The sequence below is a fragment of the Bradyrhizobium sp. USDA 4503 genome (genome assembly GCF_054055815.1).
On record NZ_JBSRXS010000001.1, the window covers coordinates 4431608 to 4452538 of the forward strand.

A 20931-nucleotide genomic window follows, 5' to 3' on the forward strand; every position below is an offset into this window, starting at 1 on the left:
ACGATCAGGTCGCCGCCGCGGCGACAAACACCTTGGCGTCGCCGTCGCCGATCAGCACCTTCGGCTGGACCGTCGCGTCGCGTTCGGTGGACCAGCCGAAGCGCCCAAGTACGCCTTCGAAATCGTTGATCGATGCGAGCTTGTCACGGATCGCTCGACCGTTCGTAACGTCGTCGGCGCGACGGATCGCCTCGGCAAGGAGATACGCCGCGTCATAGCCTTGGGCAGCGTAGATATCAGGGGTGGTACCGTAGCGCTTCCGGTAAGCCTCCACGAAGGCCTTGCTGCGCGGGCTGTCGTAACCTGCGTACCACGCGGCGCCGACAATGATGCCGTTCGCCGCCGGCCCCGCCAGCTCGAACAGCTTCGCCGAGATATTGGCGTTGCAGCCGATAAAAGCGACCTTGCTGTCGACGCCGAGCTGACGCGCTTGCCGCAAAATGGCCGCGGCCTCCTCCGCTAGCGTGCCGAGAATGATGGCGTCGGGATTCTGCGCGCGGATCTTGGTCAGCTGCGCCGAAAAATCGACGTCCCCGCGCTGATAGCTCTCGATACCGACCAACTCGAGTCCGAGATCGGCAACCGCCTTCTTCTGGACATCGTGCGCACCACGCGTGAGCGCATCGTCGAGCCCGTAGATCAGCGCGACGCGCTTGATCCCGTGCTTTCTGACCGCGAAGCGCAGCACGGTCGGAAACACCTGATCTTCCGGGACGCTGGTGCGGAAGATGAAATCACCGATCCTGGTCAGATTGGGAGCGGTGTTCGAACTTGCGATAACTGGAACTCCCGCCTGCTGAGCGATTGGATCGGCCGCGAACGCCGAGTTCGACAAGGTCGGCCCCAGGATTGCGACAACCTTGTCCTGGCGAATGAGACGCTGAAAGACATTGACGGTTTGCCCGCGATCCGCACCGTCATCCGCGTAAATCGTCTCGAGCTTGATATCCTTGAGCGTTTTCGCAGCGTTGATCTCGGAGAATGCCAGCTCGATTGCCTGCTTCTGCTCGGTGCCGTAAAGCGCCGCCGATCCGCCCGTCGTTGATTGCACCAATCCAATCCTTGCTGTCCGCGTCCCTTGCGCGAAGGCAACAGAGCGCGCAAGCACAACCGTACCACCAAAAGCCAAGAGAGCGCGGCGGGATAAATTCATGAAATCCATACTTGATCCTCTACACGGGGACGCTCTGATCTTATCGCCTGTGTAGATTTCGCAAGAAGCATGTCAAGCACTGGAAAAACAAAGAGACAAAATTCCAGGAAAGCGCGCCCGTCGAGCAGGATAGGTTCGCGACAAAGCCGTTCTATGCAAACTCATTCGCATCCAAACGTGCGACATGCCAGACAATTACGCCTTGACCAAAGAGTTCATTCCGAAACTGCATTTGATCTAGGCTTGGAAGCAACGATTTGCTGATGCTGTAGTTGGTGCTCATCACGAAATCGAGGCGACGGGCTCGTTCATGGCAGGATCAAAAGGGAACTATCGGCGTTCGCTAGAGCGTGGGGCAGTCGGGGCATAGCGGGCCGCAACTGACCGCCCCGCAAAATCCGCCGAAGGCGCACCTATATCGCGGTGGTGAAATAGACACTGCGTACTTCCCAAGAGTCCGTTCGCGTTCCATCGATTCCGCTCACGCATAACGGCTGGCAGCGAGTGGCCAACTCTCCGGAGTAGCTTGGACGCCAGTGACGGCTCACGAGGACCTCCTGCTCTGGCATGCTCTTCATCGCCTTCCGCCGGGACCGCCGCAGCAGCTTCGTGCCGAGGGCACTCTGCCCACTGCGACGATGGCGCCGTTCGCTCGCGATTGCAGGCGATCGGCGCAATGATGGGCGCTTAACCGAAGAGGCTGAGACCTAAGCTCCAGCAGCTGCAACCGGCCGACGTGACGGTTATCCGAGAGGGCTCAACCGCGCCAGCGGCGGCGAGCCGCCGCGTTGCTTGAGGAGGCTGAGGATGTGACGCTTCAGTCGCACGAACTCGGACTCAGTCACCAGCTCGGCCTGACGAGGCCGGCCGAACGGAAGGCGGATATCGTCGATGACATAGCCCGGCCGGGCGCTCATGACGATGACGCGATCGGCCAGGAACAGCGCCTCCTCGATATCGTGCGTCACGAACAGCGTGGTGGTCGGAATCCTGGTCCAGATATCGAGCAGGACTTGCTGCATCATGCTGCGCGTCTGTGCGTCCAGAGCACCGAACGGTTCGTCCATGAGCAGGACACACGGCCGGTTGATGAGGACACGCGCGATCTCGACCCGCTGCTGCATGCCGCCGGAAAGCTGCGAAGGATAGAATCGCTCGAAGCCGGCGAGGCCGACCAACCGCAGAATGTCGTCTGCGGCGCGATGCCGCTCACTCCTGCCGACGCCGCGCATTTTCGGGCCGAACGCAACATTTTCACGGACGCGCTTCCAGGGAAACAGCGTATGCTGCTGGAACACGATGCCCCGATCCGGGCTCGGCCCCACGACCGGCTGATCGTCGACCGTCAACCGCCCCCGCGTCACTGGCAGATGTCCCGCCAGGGCGCCGAGCAAGGTCGATTTCCCGCATCCGGATGGGCCAAGCACACAAACGAGTTCGCCCGGCGAGATCGCAAAGTCGAGATCGCGGACGGCCTCGAAGGCATCCCCCCCGTCTCCGAGGGAAATCGCGATTCGCGCGATCTCGATCCGTCCGACAGCCTTGGTCGAAACATCCGACACCCGGATGTTCATCGCGTGACCGCAGGACGTTGCCACGGCATCAGGTAACGGCCCAACGTCGTCAACAGCCAGCTGCTGCCCATTCCGAGGAGGCCAATGACCAACATACCGACGATGATGTCCGCATAGTTCTGCAGCGTGTAGGCCTCCCAGGTGTAATAGCCAATGCCGAACTGTCCGGAGATCATCTCCGCCGTGACCAGGCAGAACCACGATGTCCCCATCCCGATGGCAAGCCCGGTGACAATGCTGGGAGCAGCCCCCGGCAGCACGATCTCCCGGAGGATAGCGGCCGGTGTGCCACCGAGACTGCGCGCGGACGCGATCAGCCGCCGGTCGATATTCGCGACACCGTGCACGGTATTGAGGAGGATCGGGAACAACGCGCCGATGAATGTGATGAAGATCATCGACATTTCCGATGACGAAAAGATCAGGATCGATAGGGGTATCCAGGCGACCGCCGGGATCGGTCGCAGCAGTTCGAGCGGCGGCAACAAGAGATCGCTCGCAGCACGTGAGCGGCCGATCGCAAAGCCAAATGCGATCCCGAACACCACCGCAGCGCCATATCCCGCAAACACCCGCCACAGACTGCTGCCGACATGCGCCACCAGCTTTGGAGACTTCAGCAGTACGATGGCGGACTGCAGGACCTCCGTCGGTGGCGGTACGTTACGGAATGTGACAACGCCCAGGTTCAGATGCTGCGACGAGGCCAGTTGCCACAGCGCAATGCATGTGACGATCGACAGCGCGCGAATGAACCAGCGCGATCCCGGCAACCAGTCGACGGTGCGTCCGATTGCCTTGCTCATCGGCTCGCCACAAGGGATTCGCGGGCACCGGCATAGTCGACCACGGTGCCGCCGTGTTCCTTCGACCACTTTTCCGCGCCATCCTTGAGCAAGAACGCACTGAGATCACCCTTCGGCGAACGCACGAACCATGCCTGGTTCGCGAACAGCTTGATGCCCGTTTCACGATCCTGGGCATAGACGACACGAACCGCCCTGCCTTCCTTCTCCAGTGCAGCGAGCGCCTTCAAGGCATTCTCAGGCGAGCCGTAGTGACGAACGAGCGGCTCATCTTTGACCCAAATCTGCGCGGTCCGGCTGAAATCCGTGATCTCTGCCCCAGTCGTCGCATCCTTTGCCTTCAGGGCAAGCTGATTGTAGTTCCTCAACTGCGCATCATAGTCGCGCCCGCTTTGGGCTGTTGCGACTAGGATGTATTTGTCGGTCACGAACTGATTGATATCGAGGTCGCTGTCGGTGCGCTTCAGGAACCTCAGCGTCTTGATCGAGGTGGCGACCGCCTGACGATATTCCGGCTTCCATGTCACATCCCGGGTTTGCAGACCGAGTGGCCCATGGAACAGATAGACGACTTCGGCCTCGATGCCCGTCACCTTGGCGATCAGCTCGCTATACTTCTCAGGATCGGCCGCTATCAGGCGATCGGCCTCGAGCGCAGCACGCAGATAGGCAATGACGATCTCCGGGTATCTCTCGGCGTATTCGGCATTCACCAGCGCGCCGTGGAAGGTCGGCGTATTCGCCTGCGAGCCGTCGAAGATCTTGCGGGCAAAGCCGCGCCAGGGGAACAGCTCGGCAAATGGAACGAAATCTGCATGAGCCTCGATCTTGTCCGCCTGCAGCGCAGGACCGGCGACCTCGGGCGCCTGCGTGATGATATTGACGTCCGTTTCCGGATTCCAACCCTTGCCCTCGATCGCCCGCAGGAGCATGCCGTGCGACGTCGACGCAAACGGGACCGAGATCGTCTTGCCCTTGAGGTCGTCGATCGACTGCACCGGGGAATTCGAAGGTACGACGATGCCGTTGCCGCTGCCCTTGGTGCTGCCTGACAAAACGCTGATAAAGAGGCTGCGACGACCGGCCTTTTGGAACGCCACACCGTTGAGCGAGCCGGGGAAATCCGCCATCGCACCAAAATCGAGCTTGCCCGCGACCATCTCGTTGGTCAGTGGCGCGCCGCTGGTGAAATTCTTCCACTGAATGTCGTAGGTGACATCCGTGTACTTGCCATCATGCGGCAGGAATTTCTCCAGCAGCTTCAGCTCACGGATCAGAAGGCCGCCCGTCGCACAATTGATGGTCGTGTCCTGCGTTCCGACCGCGACGCGGATCGTTTCAGCGTGCACCACGCTCGCCAGTCCAATGGCAACAATTGCAGCCGCGGCAGTCGTCTTCAGAAAATGACGCGAGATCATCGGGCCTGTCCTTGGCTATCGATCGACGGCGCGCAGCCGTCCCGCAAATTCTGGGGCACTATCGGGCTGATGCTGCGCAGGCTGAAGCAATTACTTGCATTGCGCCGCACTGATCGCTTGCCGTCGTGATCCCATCATGATGAGTGGCGGCCGCATTGAATGATTTTCTCGCGGCGACCCAATCGACAGACGAATCCTTTCGATGCGATGCCGTTCACGCATCACCTTTCCTAAGTGCATTGAGGAGTTATCAAAGAAGTAGACTTTGCCTTCCCGTCACCCTTAGCTATCGGCTTCACAGCTCGAAGCAATCCGGCGGGAATGACGATACTGAAGGAAGCATCCGAACCCGATTCACGCGGCCTGTTGGCACGAGCGGGTACTGCCGTGGACAGGAGCTATCGGACACGTCAGGCGTTTGCAGTCATCCCCGCCCCGCCGGCGACCCGCAGCGATTCCGCGCTGTTCATGAGCGAAAGCGTCGACGGGCTCGACGTCGGCGCGCACTTTCTCGACCGGCTGTCGGCCGAACAGAAGGCAGAAGTCCAGGCGGCCGGGCGCACCATCCTGGTTCCGCAAGGCGACATGGTATTCAGCCAGGGCGAACACCACTGCGGCATCTTCGTTATCAGGCGGGGACAGGTCCGGGTCTATTACACCGCGCCGTCGGGCCGGGAGATCACCCTCGCCTACTGGACGCCTGGCCATTTCATCGGCGGCCCTGAGATTTCCGGTGGCGGGCCGCACATGTGGTCCGGAGTCGCGATGGAGGATTGCGAGATTACGGCGTTACCAAGCGCCGCCCTGCAACGACTGCTGGTGCAGATGCCGGCCTTTGCGCTGGCGCTGATCGACGGGCTGATCGCCAAGGGCAAGTGCTATTCGTCGATGGCGCAGATGCTCGGAACCCGTTCGGTGATCGAGCGGCTTGCACAGTATCTGTTAAACCTCGCCGAGCTCTACGGAGTAGCCGACGGCGACATCGTGATCGTCAATCGGAAGGTGACGCACGATCAGATCGCCGCCATGGTAGGTTCGACCCGGCAGTGGGTCACGATGATGCTAAAGCGCTTCCAGACCAAGCACATCATCGCGATTGAGGATGGGGTCATCCGGATCAAACGGGTCGATCTGCTCGAGAAGATCCTGTTCCGGGAATGATCAGTCTTCCCCGATCTGGCCCAGCGCCCAAACCACGGTCTTTCGGACATCGGGATCTTCATCGCCGGCATGCGCTGTGAGCGCGCCGCGGGCGCGAGGATCGGCGATATCGCCGAGCGCCGCAGCGGCATCCTTGCGCAACGAAGGCAACTGGTCGTCGAGGAAGGTGACGATGGCACCGACGGCGTCCCGGACACGGAGCCTGCCGAGGTTCTGAATCGCCTTCTGGCGGACCTGCCAATAGCTGTCAGTGAGCGAGCCGGCCAGCGCCGTTGCCGCCGACACTTGGCCGATCCGCCCGATCGCATCCGCCGCAGCGGCCCTGACCTGCCATTCCCGATCGGAAAGCGCGGCGGCCGCGGCCTGGGCCGCCACGTCGCTCCGCGCAAACGACAGCGCATTGACCGCCGCAAGCCTTACCTCGCGAGATTCATCCCGGGTCGCACGGATCAGCGACGGCAGGGTCTCGGTCCTCTTGAGATAGCCGATCACGCCGACCGCCTGCACGCGTACGGCGGAATCATTGTCGCCGAGCGCCGTGATCGCAGGACCGAGCGATGCATCGACTTGGAGCGCCTTGAGCGCACGAAAGATCGCGGCGCGCACAAAGGCCGAGGAATGTGTTGCCAGCGGCTGAAGTACATCGCCGGCCGCCGGGTCACGGAGTTCAGCCAGACTATCAGCCGCCGCTCGGGCAACGTCTGCGTCCGGATCGAGGATGGCCCCGGTCAGCGCCCTGGCCACATCGATACCGTCGAACTCACCGAGCGGCCCGCGCCGCCTGTTGTCTGACCTCCCGCGCAGCATCTTGGACAGCCCGCACCAACAACGGAACCGCCTCCTCACTTGAGGTCTCCACGAGATCGAGCACGGCAAGCCGGCGTACGGACGGATCCTCGCTCGCCAACCGCTCAGCGATCTCGCCAAGGTCTCCGAACGCCTCGAATGGCTCGAACACGGTCATGTCAGCGCAGCAGATAGGGGATGTTGACGGTCACCGCGCCGGTCGGGCAATCGGTCTCGCAGGGCATGCAATACCAGCACTCGTCATACTTCATATAGGCTTTTCCCGTGAGATCGCTGATCCGGAGCACGTCGAGCGGGCAGACGTCGATGCAGACCGTGCATCCCTTGTCGGCGATGCATTTGGCGTCATCCACGATGACTGGAACGGCGGTCGGCGTGTGGGCAATCGGCATGAGACATCCACCTGTTCAGGCATGCTGTCGGATGCGCTGGCGGTCATAGGCCGAGCGCTCGGATTCATCGATCGGAACGACGTAGGGCGCGACCGGCCGCTTCTCCGCCGTCATCCGACCATCCCGCTTGCGCAGGATACTGTGACAGAACCAGTCGTCATCGTTCTTGTCAGGGTATTCCACCCGATGATGGTAGAGGCCCCAGCGGCTTTCGGTACGGAACAGCGAGGCGAACGCCGCCATCTCGGCGCAGTCGACGATCGACGCGACTTCCAGTGAACGCATCAACTCGTGCGCGTCGCGCACGACCATTGCGCTTTCCATATCGTCGCGGATCTCCGCGAAACGCGCCTGACCAAGCTTCATCTTCGCTGTCACTTTCGGCGGCTGAAGATAGTCATTCACGAAGCGCCGGGTCTTGTATTCGAGCTGGTTCGGCGGGATGCCGTCGTCGCGCCGCGTCGGCGCCAGCACCCGCTGCTGCTCGCGCACGACGTCAGCTGCGTCGTATTGTGCGAGATCGATATTGTCAGCCACTTCCGCTGCATGCTCGCCCGCCACCGCTCCGTTGGTGAAGGCGCCGAGCATGTAGTTGTGCGGCACGCTGGCCATGTCGCCTGCCGCATAGAGACCCGGTACCGTGGTACGCGCGAATTCATCGACATAGACGCCGGATGCACTGTGACCCGAGCAAAATCCGATCTCGGAAATATGCATCTCGATCATGCGCTCGCGGTAGTTGGTGCCGCGATTGTCGTGGAAGCGCCCCCGCGACGGCCGCTCGACCTGATGCAGGATCGCTTCGATCTTCCCGATCGTGTCGCTGTGCAGATGATTGAGCTTCAGGAACACCGGCCCCTTGCCCGATTGCAGCTCGTTGTAGAACTCCTGCATCATCTGTCCGGACCAGTAGTCGCATTCGATGAAGCGGTTGCCTTCGCTGTTGGCGGTGTAGGCTCCGAACGGACCGGCCACATAGGCGCAGGCCGGGCCGTTGTAATCCTTGATCAGCGGATTGATCTGGTGGCATTCGAGATTCGCGAGCGCGGCGCCGGCGTGAAAGGCCATCGCATAGCCGTCGCCCGAGTTTGTGGCGTTCTCGTAGGTGCCCCAGAGATAGCCCGACTGCGGCAGGCCAAGCCGGCCCGCCGCGCCGGCACAGAGGATGACGGTCTTCGCGCGCAGCACCAGGAACTCGGCGCTGCGCGTATTGACCGCGATCGCGCCGGCGATCTGCCCGTCACGTCCGGTCAGCAGGCGCGTCACCATATAGCGGTTGGAGATCAACACCTTCTCGCGGCGAAGCTGACGGTAAAGCGCCTTCTTGACGGTATCGCCGTTCGGCATCGGCAGCACGTAAGAGCCGAGGTGGTGCACCTTCTTGACGTCGAAGTCGCCGTTTTCGTTCTTCTGGAACTTGATGCCGAAGCGGTCGAGCTCCTGAATGACGTCGAAGCAGCGCGAGGCATATTTGTACACCGGCGCCTGATCGCAGATGCCGTCATTGGCGATCGTGATTTCCTTGGTGTACTGCTCTGGCGTGGCGTAGCCCGGAACGACGGCGTTGTTCAGCCCGTCCATGCCCATCGCGATCGCGCCGGAGCGTTTGACGTTCGCCTTCTCCAGCAGCACGACACGCGCGCCCGGACTGCAGCGCTTGGCCTTGTAGGCCGCCATCGGGCCAGCCGTGCCGCCGCCGATCACCAGCACGTCGCAGACGACCTCCGTCAGGCCATTTTTGATCTCATCCATGAGTCGACCTCACGTTAACGGCTGCCCGGCAAGTTCGCGCAGGTAGGACCACGGATAGATGCCGCGGTCATGGCCGTCGGAGAAATGGAGACGCAGGGCGTAATTCCCAACGGGCTCGACGGCAACGACGTGAAGCCCCGGCACAATCGGGAGCTCGATGCCGTCAACCAGCCGCCGGATTTCGCTGGCCGCGCGGCTGGCCCGACGTAACGTCTCCGCCGCGACCAAACGGGTTCCGCAGTCCGGCCAGGTCAACGCCAGCGCCGTGGAATTTTCACGTAGCTCCACCTGAATTGGTTGCACCTTCACCTCGCATTGTTAGCGCCAGGCTTTGTAAGCCGATCCCGGCACCTGGCACCCGCAATAAATTGCTTTCGCTATTTCGCGACCAGGCGACCAGAGGCTCGCTCGATTTGCGGGCCCTTCTGCCCGGCCTGCTCGGCACCGTACCAGGGCAACAACTTGCGGACCGTACGTTCGAAGAGGAGATCGGCCGCAAACCCCATCACGCCGAGCACGATCAACCCGACGAACATCTGATCGACCCGAAATACCTGCTGCGACATCTGGATCAGGTAACCCACCCCGAACGCCGCTCCGGCCAGCTCTGCCGCAACCAGGACGACCAGCGCAACCGACAGGCTGACGCGAAGCCCGGCGATAATGAACGGCAGCGCGTCGGGTATGACCACGTAAACGAAGTTGCGCCAACCGCGCGCGCCGAGACTCGCTGCCGCTCGTCCGAGCAGCGGGCTCGCATCGCGGACGCCGATGTAGGTATTGACCCAAACCGGGAAGAAGACGCCCCAGGCGATCAGGAAAATCTTGGAGGTTTCACCAATGCCGAACCAGAAGATCGCTAGCGGAACAAAGGCGAGCGACGGAACGGCGCGAAACATCTGCATAAGGGGATTGATCGTCCCGTGCAAGAGCGGCGATTGCGCCATCGCGACGCCAAGCGCCACGCCGAGCACCGATCCGCCGAGGAAACCGATCGCCGCCCGCAGCAAGCTGGCACCGAGATGCCGCGGCAACTCACCCGCCACGATCAGCGCCCACCCGGACTGCACGATCGTGCTCGGCGCAGGCAGCATCACGTTGTTGACGAGGCCGCTCCAGCTGAGCGCCTCCCATGCGGCAAAAAAGACGAGCGTGCCGATAGTGCCGGCGATGCTGTGGCGGCTGACGCCGAAGGCCATGCTTCTACTCCGCCGTTTCCAGGCCGATCGCCCGTGCGACGTGCTCGTAAAGTTCGTGGAAGCGCGGCGCCGTCCGACGACGCGGACGCGGCAGATCGACTCTGATATCCTCCACGATCCGTCCCGGGTTCGGCGACATGACGATCAGCCGGCTCGCAAGCGCGAGCGCTTCGGCAATGTTGTGGGTCACGAACAGGATGGTTGGCTGCTCCTGCCGGTGAATCTCGATCAGCTTGGCTTGCAGGGAGCTGCGCGTCATCGCATCGAGTGCCGCGAACGGCTCGTCCATCAGGAGCAGCGATGGGCGGGTCGCAAGCGCTCGTGCGATGGCGACGCGCTGCTTCATTCCCCCGGACAATTCGAAAGGGTACTTCGCCCCGACATCGGGCAGGCCGACGAGCCTGAGCAGATCGTGCGCAATCTTCGCTCGTTCACGGGCGACGCGCCCCGCCATCCGGAGCCCGAACTCGACGTTGGCCTGCGCGGTCAGCCATGGGAACAGGGAGTAGTCCTGAAACACAACGCCGCGTTCGGAACTCGGCCCTTCGATCGCGTGGCCGCCCACGCGAACGTCGCCGTGCGCGGGCATGACAAATCCGGCCAGGATGTTGAGGAGCGTGGTCTTGCCGCATCCGCTCGGCCCGAGAACGCAAACGAATTCACCGCGGTCGATCGTGAGCGAAATGCTGCCGAGCGCGGCGGTGCGGCCACGACCGGAATCGTAGACATGACCGAGCTTGATGCACGTGATCAGCGGTTCACTGACGGCGGCCCGCGAGGGAAGCTTCACCCTTGCATTCATTGCGGTCGATCACCCTTTTCCCGGCCCGCCCGATCCAGCACTGATGTCACCACCACCGTGTTGAAGTCCGGAATCCTTGCGTCGGGCCGCACCAGCTTATTGTCGACGGCCCAATTCGCCTGCTCCTCCATCAGGGATACCAACGACGCCTTGTCGAGTTCGAGCTTGAAATTTGCCCGCTTCCAGAACGCTTTTGCGATCACGGGATCGAGCTTGATGCGTTCAGCGGTCAGCGTGGCCGCGGCATCGGGGTCCTTCCTGATATTGTCGTCCGCTTCGAGCAGCGCCTTCATTGCCTTGACGAGGAGGTCCGGCGTGCTGTCGATGGTCGACTGCAACGTGATGATTGTTGAAAAGGTCTTGTAGAGGCCCTCCGAGCGGATGATGTGGAACCTGTCCGCTCCTTGCGCGATCGCCTGCGACAGATGGGGCTCCGTCCAGATGAACCCATCGATCGCACCGCCCGCCAGGCTGCTGACGAAATCGCCGGGGTTTAGGCTGACCGCCGTGACGTCCGACCACGCCAGACCTTCCTGCCTGAGCAGCTTGGACAGGTAGTAATGCGCGTTCGTCCCCTGCGAATAGCCGATACGCCGACCCTTGATATCCTTGGCGGTCTTGATCTCTTTGATGGCGACGAGATCGAAAGGCTCATGACGGTTCAACGTGCCGATGATGCGCACCGGCAGCCCGTTCAGGGTGGCGAACACCACGGGCGTTTCCGCCGCCGTGCCGATCACCACGCCGCCACCGACCAGCGCGTCCAACACCAGGCGGCCACTGGCAAAGGTCGAAACCTTGGGCGTCAACCCCTGCCTCTGCCAGGTCTTGTCGTGGTCGGCGACGAAGAACTGGCCCCAGCCGAGCGCAATCCCTTCACCGATCGCGATCTCCTGAGCGCGTGAGGGCGTGCTCACCAGCGCCACCACGGCCGCGAGCGTGACAGCCGCGGCTCGTGCGATCCTGCTCGATCTGGCAAAAAAAGTGGCAATAGACGTCACGATACGGTCTCCCTATCTCGGTGGGCATGAGCCGAACTCGCGGCCGGACGCAGGTGGCGTGCACCGAGCGGAAGGCCGGCGCCGTGAAAGCGCCGCGCCAGGGCAGCGGCGTGATGATCGGCGAAGGCGGGGGCGATCACGGTGACGCCCTGTGGCAGGCCGCTAGGCAGAAATCCCGAGGGAACGGCTACCGCCGAAAGATCGGCCAGATTGACGAAGTTCGTATACGTCCCGAGCCGCGCGTTGAGCGTGATGGGATCGGCCGCGACCTCGTCGATGCGGTAGATTGTGCCGGTGGTCGGCACGATGAGAATGTCGATCTCGTTCCAGAGCTTCTCAATCTGGCGCTTCAGAATGTTCAGCCGCTGTTGCGCCGCGAAGACGTCGCCGCCGGAAACGCCACGCCCTCCAAGCAGGATGTCGCGGGTGACCGGGAATAGGGCTTCGGGCCGTTCGTCGACGAAGTGTCGCAGGGCACCATAGCGGTCCGCCAGCCACGGCCCTTTGAACAGAAGATCGTTGATCTCCGCGAATGGCGCGTAGTCGATCTCGACCTTGCGGCCGCCGAGGCCTTGCAACCGCTCGACTGCCTTGCTGAACAGCGCAGCCGCATCGACATTGCCGAAAAAGTCCAACCATCGCGAAGCGGGAACACCGAAGCGGAATTCCGCCGGCAGCGGACGAACTGCCGCTGGCGACCCGGTCCGCGAGAACGGATCTTCCTCGTCGTACCCCCGCGCGACCTCAAGCGCCGCCTGCGCGTCCCCAACCGTCAGCGCGAAGATCGAGAGCGTCTCGATTGAGCGGCAGGCCGCGACCGATCCGACACCGCTGATCAATCCGCGGGTCGGCTTCAGTCCGACGACATTGTTGAAGGCCGCCGGCACCCGTCCCGACCCGCCGGTATCGGTCGCGAGTGCAAAGCTGACCAGTCCTGCCGAAACCGAGACCGCCGCGCCCGAGCTGGATCCTCCGGGAATGTAAGCGGGATCGAAGGGATTGCGCGCAACGCCATATGGCGAGCGTACCCCGACCAGCCCGGTCGCGAACTGATCCATATTGGTCTTTCCGATCAAGATCGCGCCTGCCGCCAGCAGGCGTTCGACTGCCGGATTGTTTTTCGCCGGCTGATAGGAAAATGCCGGACAAGCCGACGTGGTCGGCAGGCCGACCGTGTCGATACAGTCCTTGACGCTGAACGGAACGCCCCAGAGCGGCAGAGCCAGCCGCTCCCGCCCCGGCAACGACTCAAGATGCGCAGCTCGCGCAAGCGCATCCTCGCGCGCCACGACACTGATCCAGACGCCGTCCGCGCCGCGGCGCGTGATCTCGTCCAGGATTTGCTCGACCACGGTCGACGGCGTGAGCGCGCCGCTGGCATAGGCATTTGCCAGTTGCGGTAGTTCGAGGTCAGGGCGTTGGGATTGCTCGGTCATGACGGGTCCAGTGGGCGCGGGAATGGTTTCGCCTGCTCGAACGCGCGTGCGGCGCGCAGAACGGTGGTATCTGTGAATTTCGCTCCTATGATCTGCAGACCCACCGGCAATCCTGCGTCGGTAAGGCCTGCCGGCACCGAGGCCGCCGGCTGCTGCGTCAGGTTGAACGGATAAGTGAAGGGGGAGCGGATCGGCCGGATCACGAGATCGGCCTCCGACGCGTCGATCGCCGAAGCAGGATACGCCGTGGTCGGTGTGAGCAGCAGATCCCAATCCTGATGGAAACGATTGAAATGTCGACCGAGCGCTTCGCGGCGATCGACTGCCCGCAGATAGGTGACGGCATCGATCGCCCGGCCCTTCTCGGCCACGGCTTGCAGGCCCTGCTCGACCAAGGCACGATGGGCGGGATCGAACGAGGCCAGGAGCTTGGCTGCGCCAGCGAACCAGAAGGTCTGGAACAAATCGATCGGATCTTCGATACCCGGATCGACCTGCTCGACGATCGCCCCGAGCCCGGCAAGCGTGTTGGCCGCCTCGGTAACGATCCTCTCAATTTGCGCGTCGATCTGTGCGTAGCCGAGATTCGGACTGAATGCGATGCGCAGGCCACGGACACCTTGCTCGAGCTCCGCTTGCCAGGAGATCTCGGCCGGCGGCAGCGCGGTCCAGTCGCGTCCGTCGGGCCGCCCGATCACATCGAGCAGCAAGGCCGCGTCACGCACGGAGCGTGTCATTGGCGTGACGTGGAAAAGCGTCCCGTTCTGCGACGGCGGATAGACGGGAACGCGACCGAAGGTCGGCTTGAACCCGAACACGCCGCTATGCGCCGCCGGAAGCCGGGTCGAACCGCCGCCATCCGTCGCGACATGCAGCGGCCCGAAACTCAGGGCCGCGCCGGCCGCGGCCCCGCCGCTACTGCCGCCCGGCGTGTGTGCGACGTTCCAGGGATTGCGCGTGATGCCGGTCAACGGGCTGTCGCCGAGCCCCTTCCAACCGAATTCCGACGTCGTCGTCTTGCCAAGCAGCACCGCGCCTTGCTCCCGCAGCCGGGCTGTGGCGGGCGAATCCTCGTTCCAGTCTTGCGCCGGATCGATTGCCCGGCTGCCCCGCAGCGTCGGCCATCCCTTGGCGAGAATGAGGTCCTTGAGCGCCACCGGCACGCCATCGACTGGACCGAGCGGCTCGCCACGTCTCCAACGAGTTTCGGACTCGCGCGCCGATACGCGCGCGGCGTCGGCGTCCAGCAGCGCGAAAGCGTTGACATGGCGGTCGAGACGACCGATGCGATTAAGGACAGCCTGGGTCGCTTCAACCGGCGAGAGCGTTCCTGCCCGATAATGTTCGATCAAGTCGGCTGCGGAAAGAAGGGCGATGTCATCCGAACCGCGCAGCCGCGAAGCCGAATCTCGCAACGGAGTATTCTGAGCAGACATGCACGCCACCTCATTCCTCGATCAGGGCAAATCACTTGCCGAGTGAATGATGGTTAGGCGCTCGTGCCCGCGCGCATCAGCAATTAATTGCGGAACTGTCAGCGGCGCTACAAGATTGCAAGATCTGACACGCCGACCAATACGACGCGGAATGAAAAACTACGATTCGCAAGTCGCACAACGAAGTCCGCCTAGCTGGGCGGCGCTGAGCTACTTCCGTGTCTCCCGTCCGGGCTCGGGCTCTTCTCGGAAATTGAAAGTTACGCGCCTCGGAGAGGCTCTTCTCTGCAGAGCTCGGCTTTCGGGCGTCACGAGGCCGGGAGGATACGACGCACTGTCGATCAAACGGCTGTCGGCGATGAGCGAGCGCGCCACCCTTAATGGCGGCGCTAGTGTCCTGCGCCGCCGAGATGTCTGTTCACGCCGCAAGCGGAAAGAACACCAACGCGCGGACCTCGATACTTTCGCGCGGCGGCGCGCCCGGTGCCAACGGATTTTCGAACGAGGTATGAAACGACAGCCGCGCGCGCCCGTCGCTGGCGCTGTCGTATATCCGGATCAATAGCGCCTCGTCGGTCTGCATCTCGGAAAAATAGTACCAGCGATGCGTCGGTTTGTACTCGACCCGGGATGTTTCGCCGCGAACGTGGGCATAGACAAGGTCACTGGCAATCAGATCGTCGTCCGTAAACGAGCGCGCGTCGCACAGTGCCAGCGGCGAGTCCAGTACCGGACCGCGTACCGGTCGCCACACATTGACGATGCCAAACCGATGCTTCAGCAGTTCGTCCGCTTCGGCTCCAAGGTGGTCGCGGACGCGGCGCGGCGCGGAGTTGACCGTGTGATCGTTGTGCACCTGCCGCGAAGGCGGAGCGAGACCTGGAACGCTGGCATTGCGCACGTTGTGGTCGAAGATGAACACACGGCTTGCGCCGACGGCCGCACGCAGCAGTTGTTCGACCTCCGGGTAATAGACCCGCTTGATCTCTTCCGGATCGTAAAAGCTGGCGACGGCCGTCGGCGCCTTGGCCAGGGCGAAGCCGTTGCGGTCCAGCGAGAATTCTGTCTCGCGACCACGCGCATCCTCGATTAGCACTTCGCGCTCATCGTCGATGCCGTTCCATTGCGGCACGCCGGGAGGTGGTTCGATTCGATAGAAGGTCGGCTTTTCCGCTCCACGCTTGAGGTAGTGAAGCTTCGCGGTGAGACTGCGGGGAGCGATGGGTCCGTCGAGCGCCATGATTGCTGCTACTCCACGTTGGCGCGCGGACAGTGCCGCGGCGATTTTGTTGCAGCGATATTATCGCTTTGGTGCGTAAACGTCAGCGCTGCGAATCACCAAAGATTCCGCGGCCGCGCATGTGACGCTCCAGAACTGAACGTGCAGATGGAAATTACTTCTCTTCGGCGCTTGAGCGAGACTAAAGAGGCGACACGCAGGCGCGTCTCAATGCTCTCCGCACCGAGCCGCTTCGAACAAAAGCCGTCGAACGCGCGGGTGAACCGGGCCGACCGTGTCAACCCTTCCGCATCGTCACGGCTTCTCGCTTCGAAGGCAAACCTTTTGCGATCCGGTCGTCTCGACGATGTACACGCAGCGGGCGATCATACGAAACCGTGGACGAGCTGTTAGCCGGACGGGGACTGGAGCGTTCCGGATTGGTCGTTCAGTACGATGCCGAGCCTGGCTGCTGCCGTCGCGGTCGAGGCGATGCTGCGATTGAGACTTCGCGCGATCTTCTCGACCGGCGTGTTCGACTTCGCCATGCCTCTGAGCTTGTACTTCTCCGCGACCGTCCACGGACGGCCACCGGTCGATCTGGATGGCTTGTTGACGGCTGCTTCCTGTCGCGGGCTCACCTTTCTCTCCCCTCGCCGTTCCAGGCCATTCGGCGAACACTGAAATTGCTAGATCATGATGCGTTTCCGCGGAAACCCATCACGATCTCATCTCTTTGAGCATGATCTTTTCGGAAAACCGGTTTCCACTTTTCCGGATCATGCTCTAGTTGAACAGATCCGGCTCGGCTTCGCTGATCCAATCCCAGAGCGGCTGGAAGCTGAAATAGCCACCCTTGTGGGTACCAACCTGACCTGCGGTCAACTTCGCCACTTCGTGCGGGATCGGCTTCGGCGTACCGGCCGCCTCCGCGAGCAGCTGCGTGCGGGCTGCATTGTCCATTGCGATGTACCACCAGGCGGCCGCCTCGATCGTCGGTCCGACCGTCAACAGCCCATGGTTCTGCAGGATTGCCGCTTTCTTCGACCCTAGCGCCTCCGCGACTTTCCTGCCCTCTTCCGCCTCCAGCACAACACCGGAGAACGGATCGAACAGCGCATGGTCCTCATAGAACGCACACGAATCCTGGGTGAGCGGATCGAGCAGGCGGCCGAGCGCGGACCAGGCCTTGCCATAGGTCGAATGGGTGTGGGCGGCAGCGATGACCTCGGGATGGGCGGCGTGGATCGCCGAATGAATCACAAAGCCCGCCTGGTTGATCGGCTTGTCGCCGATCAGGATGTTGCCGGCGTGGTCGACCAATTGCAGGTCGGACACTTTGATCTGGCCAAAGTACTTCGACAGCGGATTGATCCAGAACCGGTCCGGGAATTCCGGGTCGCGAACGGTAACATGCCCGGCAAGCCCCTGGTCGAACCCATAGCGGGAAAACAGCCGGAAGGTTGCCGCGAGGCGCTGCTTGCGATGCAGCCGTTCCTCCTCGAACGAAGCAGCCGGCAGACGCTCGACCAGGGAGTATTTCTTCGGCTTCTCGACGATCTTGTTCATTTTCAAGGGTTCCTTGCTCAGTATCCAAGCTTCTTGTCCAAGACGTCGGCCAAAGGCACGCCATGCGCATAGGCGTCGAGATTGACCAGCGTTTTGTCGGCCAGCCGCTTGACGTCATCCGCCCCCGTCCAGGAGACGTGTGGCGTCAGAACGACCTTGGGATGGCTGTAGATTGGATCGCCATCCGGTGGCGGCTCCGGATCTGTGACATCGAGCGTCGCACCGGCGAGTTGTCCGTTGTCGAGCGCCCGCAACAGCGCCTGCTGGTCGATGATGCGGCCACGCGCGACGTTGATCAGATGCAGGGACTTCTTCGCGTGCGCCAGCACGTCCGCGTTGATCAGATACACTGTCTCGGGAGTCGCCGGCAGCGCGATCACAAGATGATCGGCTGCGGCGACGAGAGCCTCGACACTGTCGACGGGAACAATACCCGGAATGGCATATCGCCATGAGGAGCGCCGGAGCACCCTGATCTCGACACCGAATGGCTTCAGCCGCTCGGCAACCGCGTGGCCGATCGCACAGAACCCTGCGATCCCAACCGTCTTGCCACTGAGCGAACCGAGCGGGGTGATCTTCCATTCCTGCCGGTTGCGCGGACGGATCTCATGGATTCGCTTGGCAAAGCCCAGGATCGCCGCCAGGACATATTCGGCGATCGCGTCCGCCGAGATGCCGCGCCCAACGGTGACCACCGGACCGTCGAGCAGCCATGTCGGAAAGAAATCGACGCCGGTCGACGCGGTCTGGATCCACCGCAAGCCGTACGGCCAGCCTGACGGCCTGTCCGCGGGAGCCTTGCTCCAGCCGGCCAGCGGCCGCGTCAACAGCACATCGGCCTCCGGCGCGATTTCCCAAGCTGGCCGATCCGCAGGGTGATCGATGATCAGGGGTCGCGACCAATGCTCGATCAGCGCAGCGCGCACTTCCGCTCCGAGCTGATTAACGATAATCGGCGATCGTACGCTGGCAACAGGGCGCCCACTGTCGACACGAGGGGTATTCATTGCATGCACTCACGATTGCAAACCCGTGACATGCTAGGCGCTCGTTCCGGGATAGTCTTTTCAAAGATGACCAAAGCCCAGCGACAACGGGATAATGCGCTTCGACGATACAAGTAAAATCGTCTCCTTGAAGCATCGTCGCCCTTCAATCGCGGACCGACATTGTCTTCGGCAAGCCAGAGCGCATTGCGCTTGACATTGACATTAATGAGAAGGTGCTAAGCGACCCATCGACGGAGAGTATGATGAGAATTCGAGAGACAGCCGATCGTCTGAGCGTCAGCGCCCGCGTGCTCCGCCACTACGAACATGAAGGCTTGATTGTTCCGCGACGGACACCAAACGGCTATCGAAGCTACTCGGCGCTCGACGTCGACCGGGCTGCGTGGGTGCGAGACCTGATTGCTTCCGGATTCTCAACCCGCGAGATTCGCAATCTCCTGGCCGCACTTGAAGACGGTCCAGGTCGTCCCGGACTCGATTGTTCGGCAATCATGCAGGACAAGCTTGCGCGGATCGATCGTGCAATCGAGACGTTGCGCAGACGGCGCCGTACGCTCTTACGCCGGCTGTCTGATTGGAAACAGAGACCCGGTCGCCAATAGGGACAAGATTCATGCGAATACTCAACATCCTGGCCAGACGCTATCTGCCGCTGGAACGGCTCGACGAGACTGTCCTCTTCTACGAGACGCTGATCGGTCAGAAGGCGCACCTTCGCTTCGACTATCCCCAATACGACCTCAGGCTCGCGCAAGTCGCATCAATTCTGTTTATCGCGGGAACGGATGAAAGCCTGACGCGGTTTCGGCCGACCCACCTGACGCTTCTGGTAGAGGACATTGACGCCTTCGCCAGCCATCTGCCGACAGTAGGCGCCAGCATACTGGAGGCGCCCAAGGCGGTCCCGACAGGACGCAACATGCTCGTCCGTCATCCCGACGATACGCTCGTTGAGTATGTCGAGCATCACAACAAGCATCCGCAAGATGTCTTGCCGGCTGCCAGCGAGGGCAATCGGCGGCCCGGCTAGAGGGCTGGATGAGAGCCTGCGTGTTGCGAACCGGCCCCGTCACCGCTTTGCATCGCGCTGCACCCGTCGGTCCGCCAGCACGCCGGACGTTTCGGCCGCGCTACGAGAAGCGTAGCCCATGAATGCCTATCCAATTTAGCAGATAAATATCTGTTTTCTTGAACATGCCCGCCCTCTCATCTTGCAGGCCTTCCATTTTCTTGGACGAAAGCGAACGAGACGGAATTTCCCTCTTCGCGAATATCGCAGCGCACTCTATCTAATTTGGCGAAACAAACGATCGCTTCCTACTCTGACCTTGGAGAATGACGATGAACACCGCAATGCAGATGATGCCGATGCCCATGATGATGGGTGGCATGATGAACCCCTCGATGGCCGGCGGCATGATGCCGATGATGAACATGGCCATGATGATGCCCTGCCAGATGAAGCGCACGATGACTGACGCCGGCATGACCTGCGAGATGATGCCGATGGACCCGGCCATGAAGGACATGTTCATGAAGTGTTGCGAGAGCGCGATGAACATGATGCAAATGGGCATGCCGATGAAGGCTGCCTGATCAGCTCGCACCGGCAAGGAACGCAACGGGCCGGCCCTGCGCCGGCCCGTTTGCTTTCAGGCCACGGCCTCGGCGGGGGCGCATCCGAGCGCTTAGAGGAGCCGGCTGTCAATCGGCACCCAAGCCCCCTCATCGGCGTCCACGCAACCTTGGTGCAACGCTGACTATTCGGCACCGATCGAAGGGATCGCGGCTCACGAACGGCGGGGGGACTGACTGCTTTCCGCCGACTTTTTGGTGTCCGTGACCTAAGGGCGCGATCCTCTGGTGGCGCTTTGCCGATTTTCGCAAGCTAGACCGGAGAGCTTTCTCGGGCTGCGCGGCCCCTTGAAATAAAATTTGATGGGATAAGTCTAAAAGATGACTTGATCTTTAAGCTTCCTTGAAAATCGCAGCTCCATCAATTCGAATGGGTAAGAAGCGATGACCGATCAACAGTTGGCTCTTGATGCCGTCAGCGAAGCCCTGTGCATATTGGACGAGTATCTTCTGCCCCGCCCCCACGACAGTGAACGCATACTCGACAAGTTAGTTGAGGTTCTTGAGCGGCCCGACTTGGTCGTTGCTGTAAGTCGACTGCGGCAACGAAGTAGTCTC

22 protein-coding genes are annotated in these 20931 nt (G+C 61.9%); 3 read left to right on the plus strand and 19 right to left on the minus strand.

Features of this window, described 5'->3' with window-relative positions; genetic code table 11:
- Nucleotides 1-4: 4 nt before the first annotated feature.
- From ACVMIH_RS21395 to ACVMIH_RS21410, 4 genes are all read right to left on the minus strand, one after another.
- Nucleotides 5-1162 carry an ABC transporter substrate-binding protein gene (locus ACVMIH_RS21395; RefSeq protein ID WP_456863268.1) on the minus strand — a complete coding sequence of 386 codons (1158 nt, stop codon included), beginning with the start codon at nt 1160-1162 and terminating at the stop codon, nt 5-7.
- A gap of 734 nt (nt 1163-1896) precedes the next feature.
- Nucleotides 1897-2727: an ABC transporter ATP-binding protein gene (locus ACVMIH_RS21400; RefSeq protein ID WP_057017353.1), complete on the minus strand. Its 831-nt coding sequence runs from the start codon at nt 2725-2727 to the stop codon at nt 1897-1899.
- Entirely contained in the window at nt 2724-3533 is an 810-nt protein-coding gene (locus tag ACVMIH_RS21405; protein WP_456782549.1) for an ABC transporter permease, read from the minus strand. Before ACVMIH_RS21405 ends, ACVMIH_RS21400 begins: the two co-directional genes overlap by 4 nt.
- A complete protein-coding gene (locus ACVMIH_RS21410) occupies nt 3530-4951 on the minus strand; it encodes an ABC transporter substrate-binding protein (protein ID WP_456863271.1) in 1422 nt (473 codons plus the stop codon). The genes ACVMIH_RS21405 and ACVMIH_RS21410 overlap by 4 nt, the downstream gene beginning before the upstream one ends.
- 468 nt (nt 4952-5419) lie before the next feature.
- Here ACVMIH_RS21410 and ACVMIH_RS21415 point away from each other — a divergent pair, with 468 nt between their 5' ends.
- Entirely contained in the window at nt 5420-6112 is a 693-nt protein-coding gene (locus ACVMIH_RS21415) for a Crp/Fnr family transcriptional regulator (RefSeq protein WP_245311483.1), read from the plus strand.
- On the opposite strand, the gene ACVMIH_RS21420 is transcribed toward ACVMIH_RS21415, so the two are convergent.
- From ACVMIH_RS21420 to ACVMIH_RS21485, 14 genes are all read right to left on the minus strand, one after another.
- Complete coding sequence (locus ACVMIH_RS21420; RefSeq protein WP_456863274.1) at nt 6113-6958, minus strand: HEAT repeat domain-containing protein; 846 nt, start codon at nt 6956-6958, stop codon at nt 6113-6115.
- Nucleotides 6873-7076 carry a HEAT repeat domain-containing protein gene (locus ACVMIH_RS21425; protein WP_456863277.1) on the minus strand — a complete coding sequence of 68 codons (204 nt, stop codon included), beginning with the start codon at nt 7074-7076 and terminating at the stop codon, nt 6873-6875. Before ACVMIH_RS21425 ends, ACVMIH_RS21420 begins: the two co-directional genes overlap by 86 nt.
- A 1-nt stretch (nt 7077) precedes the next feature.
- Nucleotides 7078-7311, minus strand: coding sequence for a 4Fe-4S dicluster domain-containing protein (locus ACVMIH_RS21430; RefSeq protein ID WP_057017349.1), 234 nt, complete (start codon nt 7309-7311; stop codon nt 7078-7080).
- 15 nt (nt 7312-7326) lie between these two features.
- On the minus strand, nt 7327-9063 hold the full coding sequence (locus ACVMIH_RS21435; protein ID WP_456863280.1) for a fumarate reductase/succinate dehydrogenase flavoprotein subunit: 1737 nt from the start codon (nt 9061-9063) through the stop codon (nt 7327-7329).
- Nucleotides 9064-9072: 9 nt separating this feature from the next.
- The gene (locus tag ACVMIH_RS21440; RefSeq protein ID WP_456863283.1) at nt 9073-9372 is read right to left on the minus strand and encodes a gamma-butyrobetaine hydroxylase-like domain-containing protein; all 300 of its coding nucleotides are present in this window, start codon (nt 9370-9372) and stop codon (nt 9073-9075) included.
- Nucleotides 9373-9440: 68 nt separating this feature from the next.
- Nucleotides 9441-10262 (minus strand): ABC transporter permease, encoded by an 822-nt coding sequence (locus ACVMIH_RS21445; RefSeq protein ID WP_456782553.1) that lies wholly within the window; start codon nt 10260-10262, stop codon nt 9441-9443.
- Nucleotides 10263-10266: 4 nt separating this feature from the next.
- Nucleotides 10267-11064: an ABC transporter ATP-binding protein gene (locus ACVMIH_RS21450; RefSeq protein ID WP_456782554.1), complete on the minus strand. Its 798-nt coding sequence runs from the start codon at nt 11062-11064 to the stop codon at nt 10267-10269.
- Nucleotides 11061-12065, minus strand: a complete 1005-nt coding sequence (locus tag ACVMIH_RS21455; RefSeq protein WP_456782555.1) for an ABC transporter substrate-binding protein — start codon at nt 12063-12065, stop codon at nt 11061-11063. Before ACVMIH_RS21455 ends, ACVMIH_RS21450 begins: the two co-directional genes overlap by 4 nt.
- The gene (atzF, locus tag ACVMIH_RS21460; RefSeq protein WP_057017345.1) at nt 12062-13501 is read right to left on the minus strand and encodes an allophanate hydrolase; all 1440 of its coding nucleotides are present in this window, start codon (nt 13499-13501) and stop codon (nt 12062-12064) included. The genes ACVMIH_RS21455 and atzF overlap by 4 nt, the downstream gene beginning before the upstream one ends.
- Nucleotides 13498-14937: an amidase gene (locus tag ACVMIH_RS21465; protein WP_456785520.1), complete on the minus strand. Its 1440-nt coding sequence runs from the start codon at nt 14935-14937 to the stop codon at nt 13498-13500. Before ACVMIH_RS21465 ends, atzF begins: the two co-directional genes overlap by 4 nt.
- 418 nt (nt 14938-15355) lie before the next feature.
- On the minus strand, nt 15356-16177 hold the full coding sequence (locus ACVMIH_RS21470; protein WP_057017343.1) for a CmcJ/NvfI family oxidoreductase: 822 nt from the start codon (nt 16175-16177) through the stop codon (nt 15356-15358).
- 389 nt (nt 16178-16566) lie between these two features.
- Nucleotides 16567-16797 carry a hypothetical protein gene (locus tag ACVMIH_RS21475; RefSeq protein WP_156436221.1) on the minus strand — a complete coding sequence of 77 codons (231 nt, stop codon included), beginning with the start codon at nt 16795-16797 and terminating at the stop codon, nt 16567-16569.
- 145 nt (nt 16798-16942) lie between these two features.
- On the minus strand, nt 16943-17725 hold the full coding sequence (locus tag ACVMIH_RS21480) for a class II aldolase/adducin family protein (protein WP_456863286.1): 783 nt from the start codon (nt 17723-17725) through the stop codon (nt 16943-16945).
- A 17-nt stretch (nt 17726-17742) separates the two neighbouring features.
- A complete protein-coding gene (locus ACVMIH_RS21485; protein ID WP_456863289.1) occupies nt 17743-18654 on the minus strand; it encodes an NAD(P)-dependent oxidoreductase in 912 nt (303 codons plus the stop codon).
- 326 nt (nt 18655-18980) lie between these two features.
- Between ACVMIH_RS21485 and ACVMIH_RS21490 the strand changes: the two genes are divergently transcribed.
- Together ACVMIH_RS21490 and ACVMIH_RS21495 are read left to right on the plus strand one after the other, a co-directional pair.
- Nucleotides 18981-19340, plus strand: a complete 360-nt coding sequence (locus ACVMIH_RS21490) for a MerR family transcriptional regulator (RefSeq protein WP_456863292.1) — start codon at nt 18981-18983, stop codon at nt 19338-19340.
- A gap of 11 nt (nt 19341-19351) precedes the next feature.
- Nucleotides 19352-19768 carry a VOC family protein gene (locus tag ACVMIH_RS21495; RefSeq protein WP_057017340.1) on the plus strand — a complete coding sequence of 139 codons (417 nt, stop codon included), beginning with the start codon at nt 19352-19354 and terminating at the stop codon, nt 19766-19768.
- A gap of 259 nt (nt 19769-20027) precedes the next feature.
- On the opposite strand, the gene ACVMIH_RS21500 is transcribed toward ACVMIH_RS21495, so the two are convergent.
- A complete protein-coding gene (locus ACVMIH_RS21500; protein ID WP_456863296.1) occupies nt 20028-20360 on the minus strand; it encodes a hypothetical protein in 333 nt (110 codons plus the stop codon).
- Nucleotides 20361-20931 lie beyond the last annotated feature (571 nt).

Bases quoted from the DNA above. Each gene is read 5' to 3' on its own strand.
- ACVMIH_RS21435 (WP_456863280.1), bottom strand. From the start codon at position 9,063: ATGGATGAGATCAAAAATGGCCTGACGGAGGTCGTCTGCGACGTGCTG.
- ACVMIH_RS21400 (WP_057017353.1), bottom strand. From the start codon at position 2,727: ATGAACATCCGGGTGTCGGATGTTTCGACCAAGGCTGTCGGACGGATC.
- ACVMIH_RS21430 (WP_057017349.1), bottom strand. From the start codon at position 7,311: ATGCCGATTGCCCACACGCCGACCGCCGTTCCAGTCATCGTGGATGAC.
- atzF (WP_057017345.1), bottom strand. From the start codon at position 13,501: ATGACCGAGCAATCCCAACGCCCTGACCTCGAACTACCGCAACTGGCA.
- ACVMIH_RS21405 (WP_456782549.1), bottom strand. From the start codon at position 3,533: ATGAGCAAGGCAATCGGACGCACCGTCGACTGGTTGCCGGGATCGCGC.
- ACVMIH_RS21495 (WP_057017340.1), top strand. From the start codon at position 19,352: ATGCGAATACTCAACATCCTGGCCAGACGCTATCTGCCGCTGGAACGG.
- ACVMIH_RS21450 (WP_456782554.1), bottom strand. From the start codon at position 11,064: ATGAATGCAAGGGTGAAGCTTCCCTCGCGGGCCGCCGTCAGTGAACCG.
- ACVMIH_RS21480 (WP_456863286.1), bottom strand. From the start codon at position 17,725: ATGAACAAGATCGTCGAGAAGCCGAAGAAATACTCCCTGGTCGAGCGT.
- ACVMIH_RS21445 (WP_456782553.1), bottom strand. From the start codon at position 10,262: ATGGCCTTCGGCGTCAGCCGCCACAGCATCGCCGGCACTATCGGCACG.
- ACVMIH_RS21465 (WP_456785520.1), bottom strand. From the start codon at position 14,937: ATGTCTGCTCAGAATACTCCGTTGCGAGATTCGGCTTCGCGGCTGCGC.
- ACVMIH_RS21395 (WP_456863268.1), bottom strand. From the start codon at position 1,162: ATGGATTTCATGAATTTATCCCGCCGCGCTCTCTTGGCTTTTGGTGGT.
- ACVMIH_RS21415 (WP_245311483.1), top strand. From the start codon at position 5,420: ATGAGCGAAAGCGTCGACGGGCTCGACGTCGGCGCGCACTTTCTCGAC.
- ACVMIH_RS21410 (WP_456863271.1), bottom strand. From the start codon at position 4,951: ATGATCTCGCGTCATTTTCTGAAGACGACTGCCGCGGCTGCAATTGTT.
- ACVMIH_RS21490 (WP_456863292.1), top strand. From the start codon at position 18,981: ATGAGAATTCGAGAGACAGCCGATCGTCTGAGCGTCAGCGCCCGCGTG.
- ACVMIH_RS21470 (WP_057017343.1), bottom strand. From the start codon at position 16,177: ATGGCGCTCGACGGACCCATCGCTCCCCGCAGTCTCACCGCGAAGCTT.
- ACVMIH_RS21425 (WP_456863277.1), bottom strand. From the start codon at position 7,076: ATGACCGTGTTCGAGCCATTCGAGGCGTTCGGAGACCTTGGCGAGATC.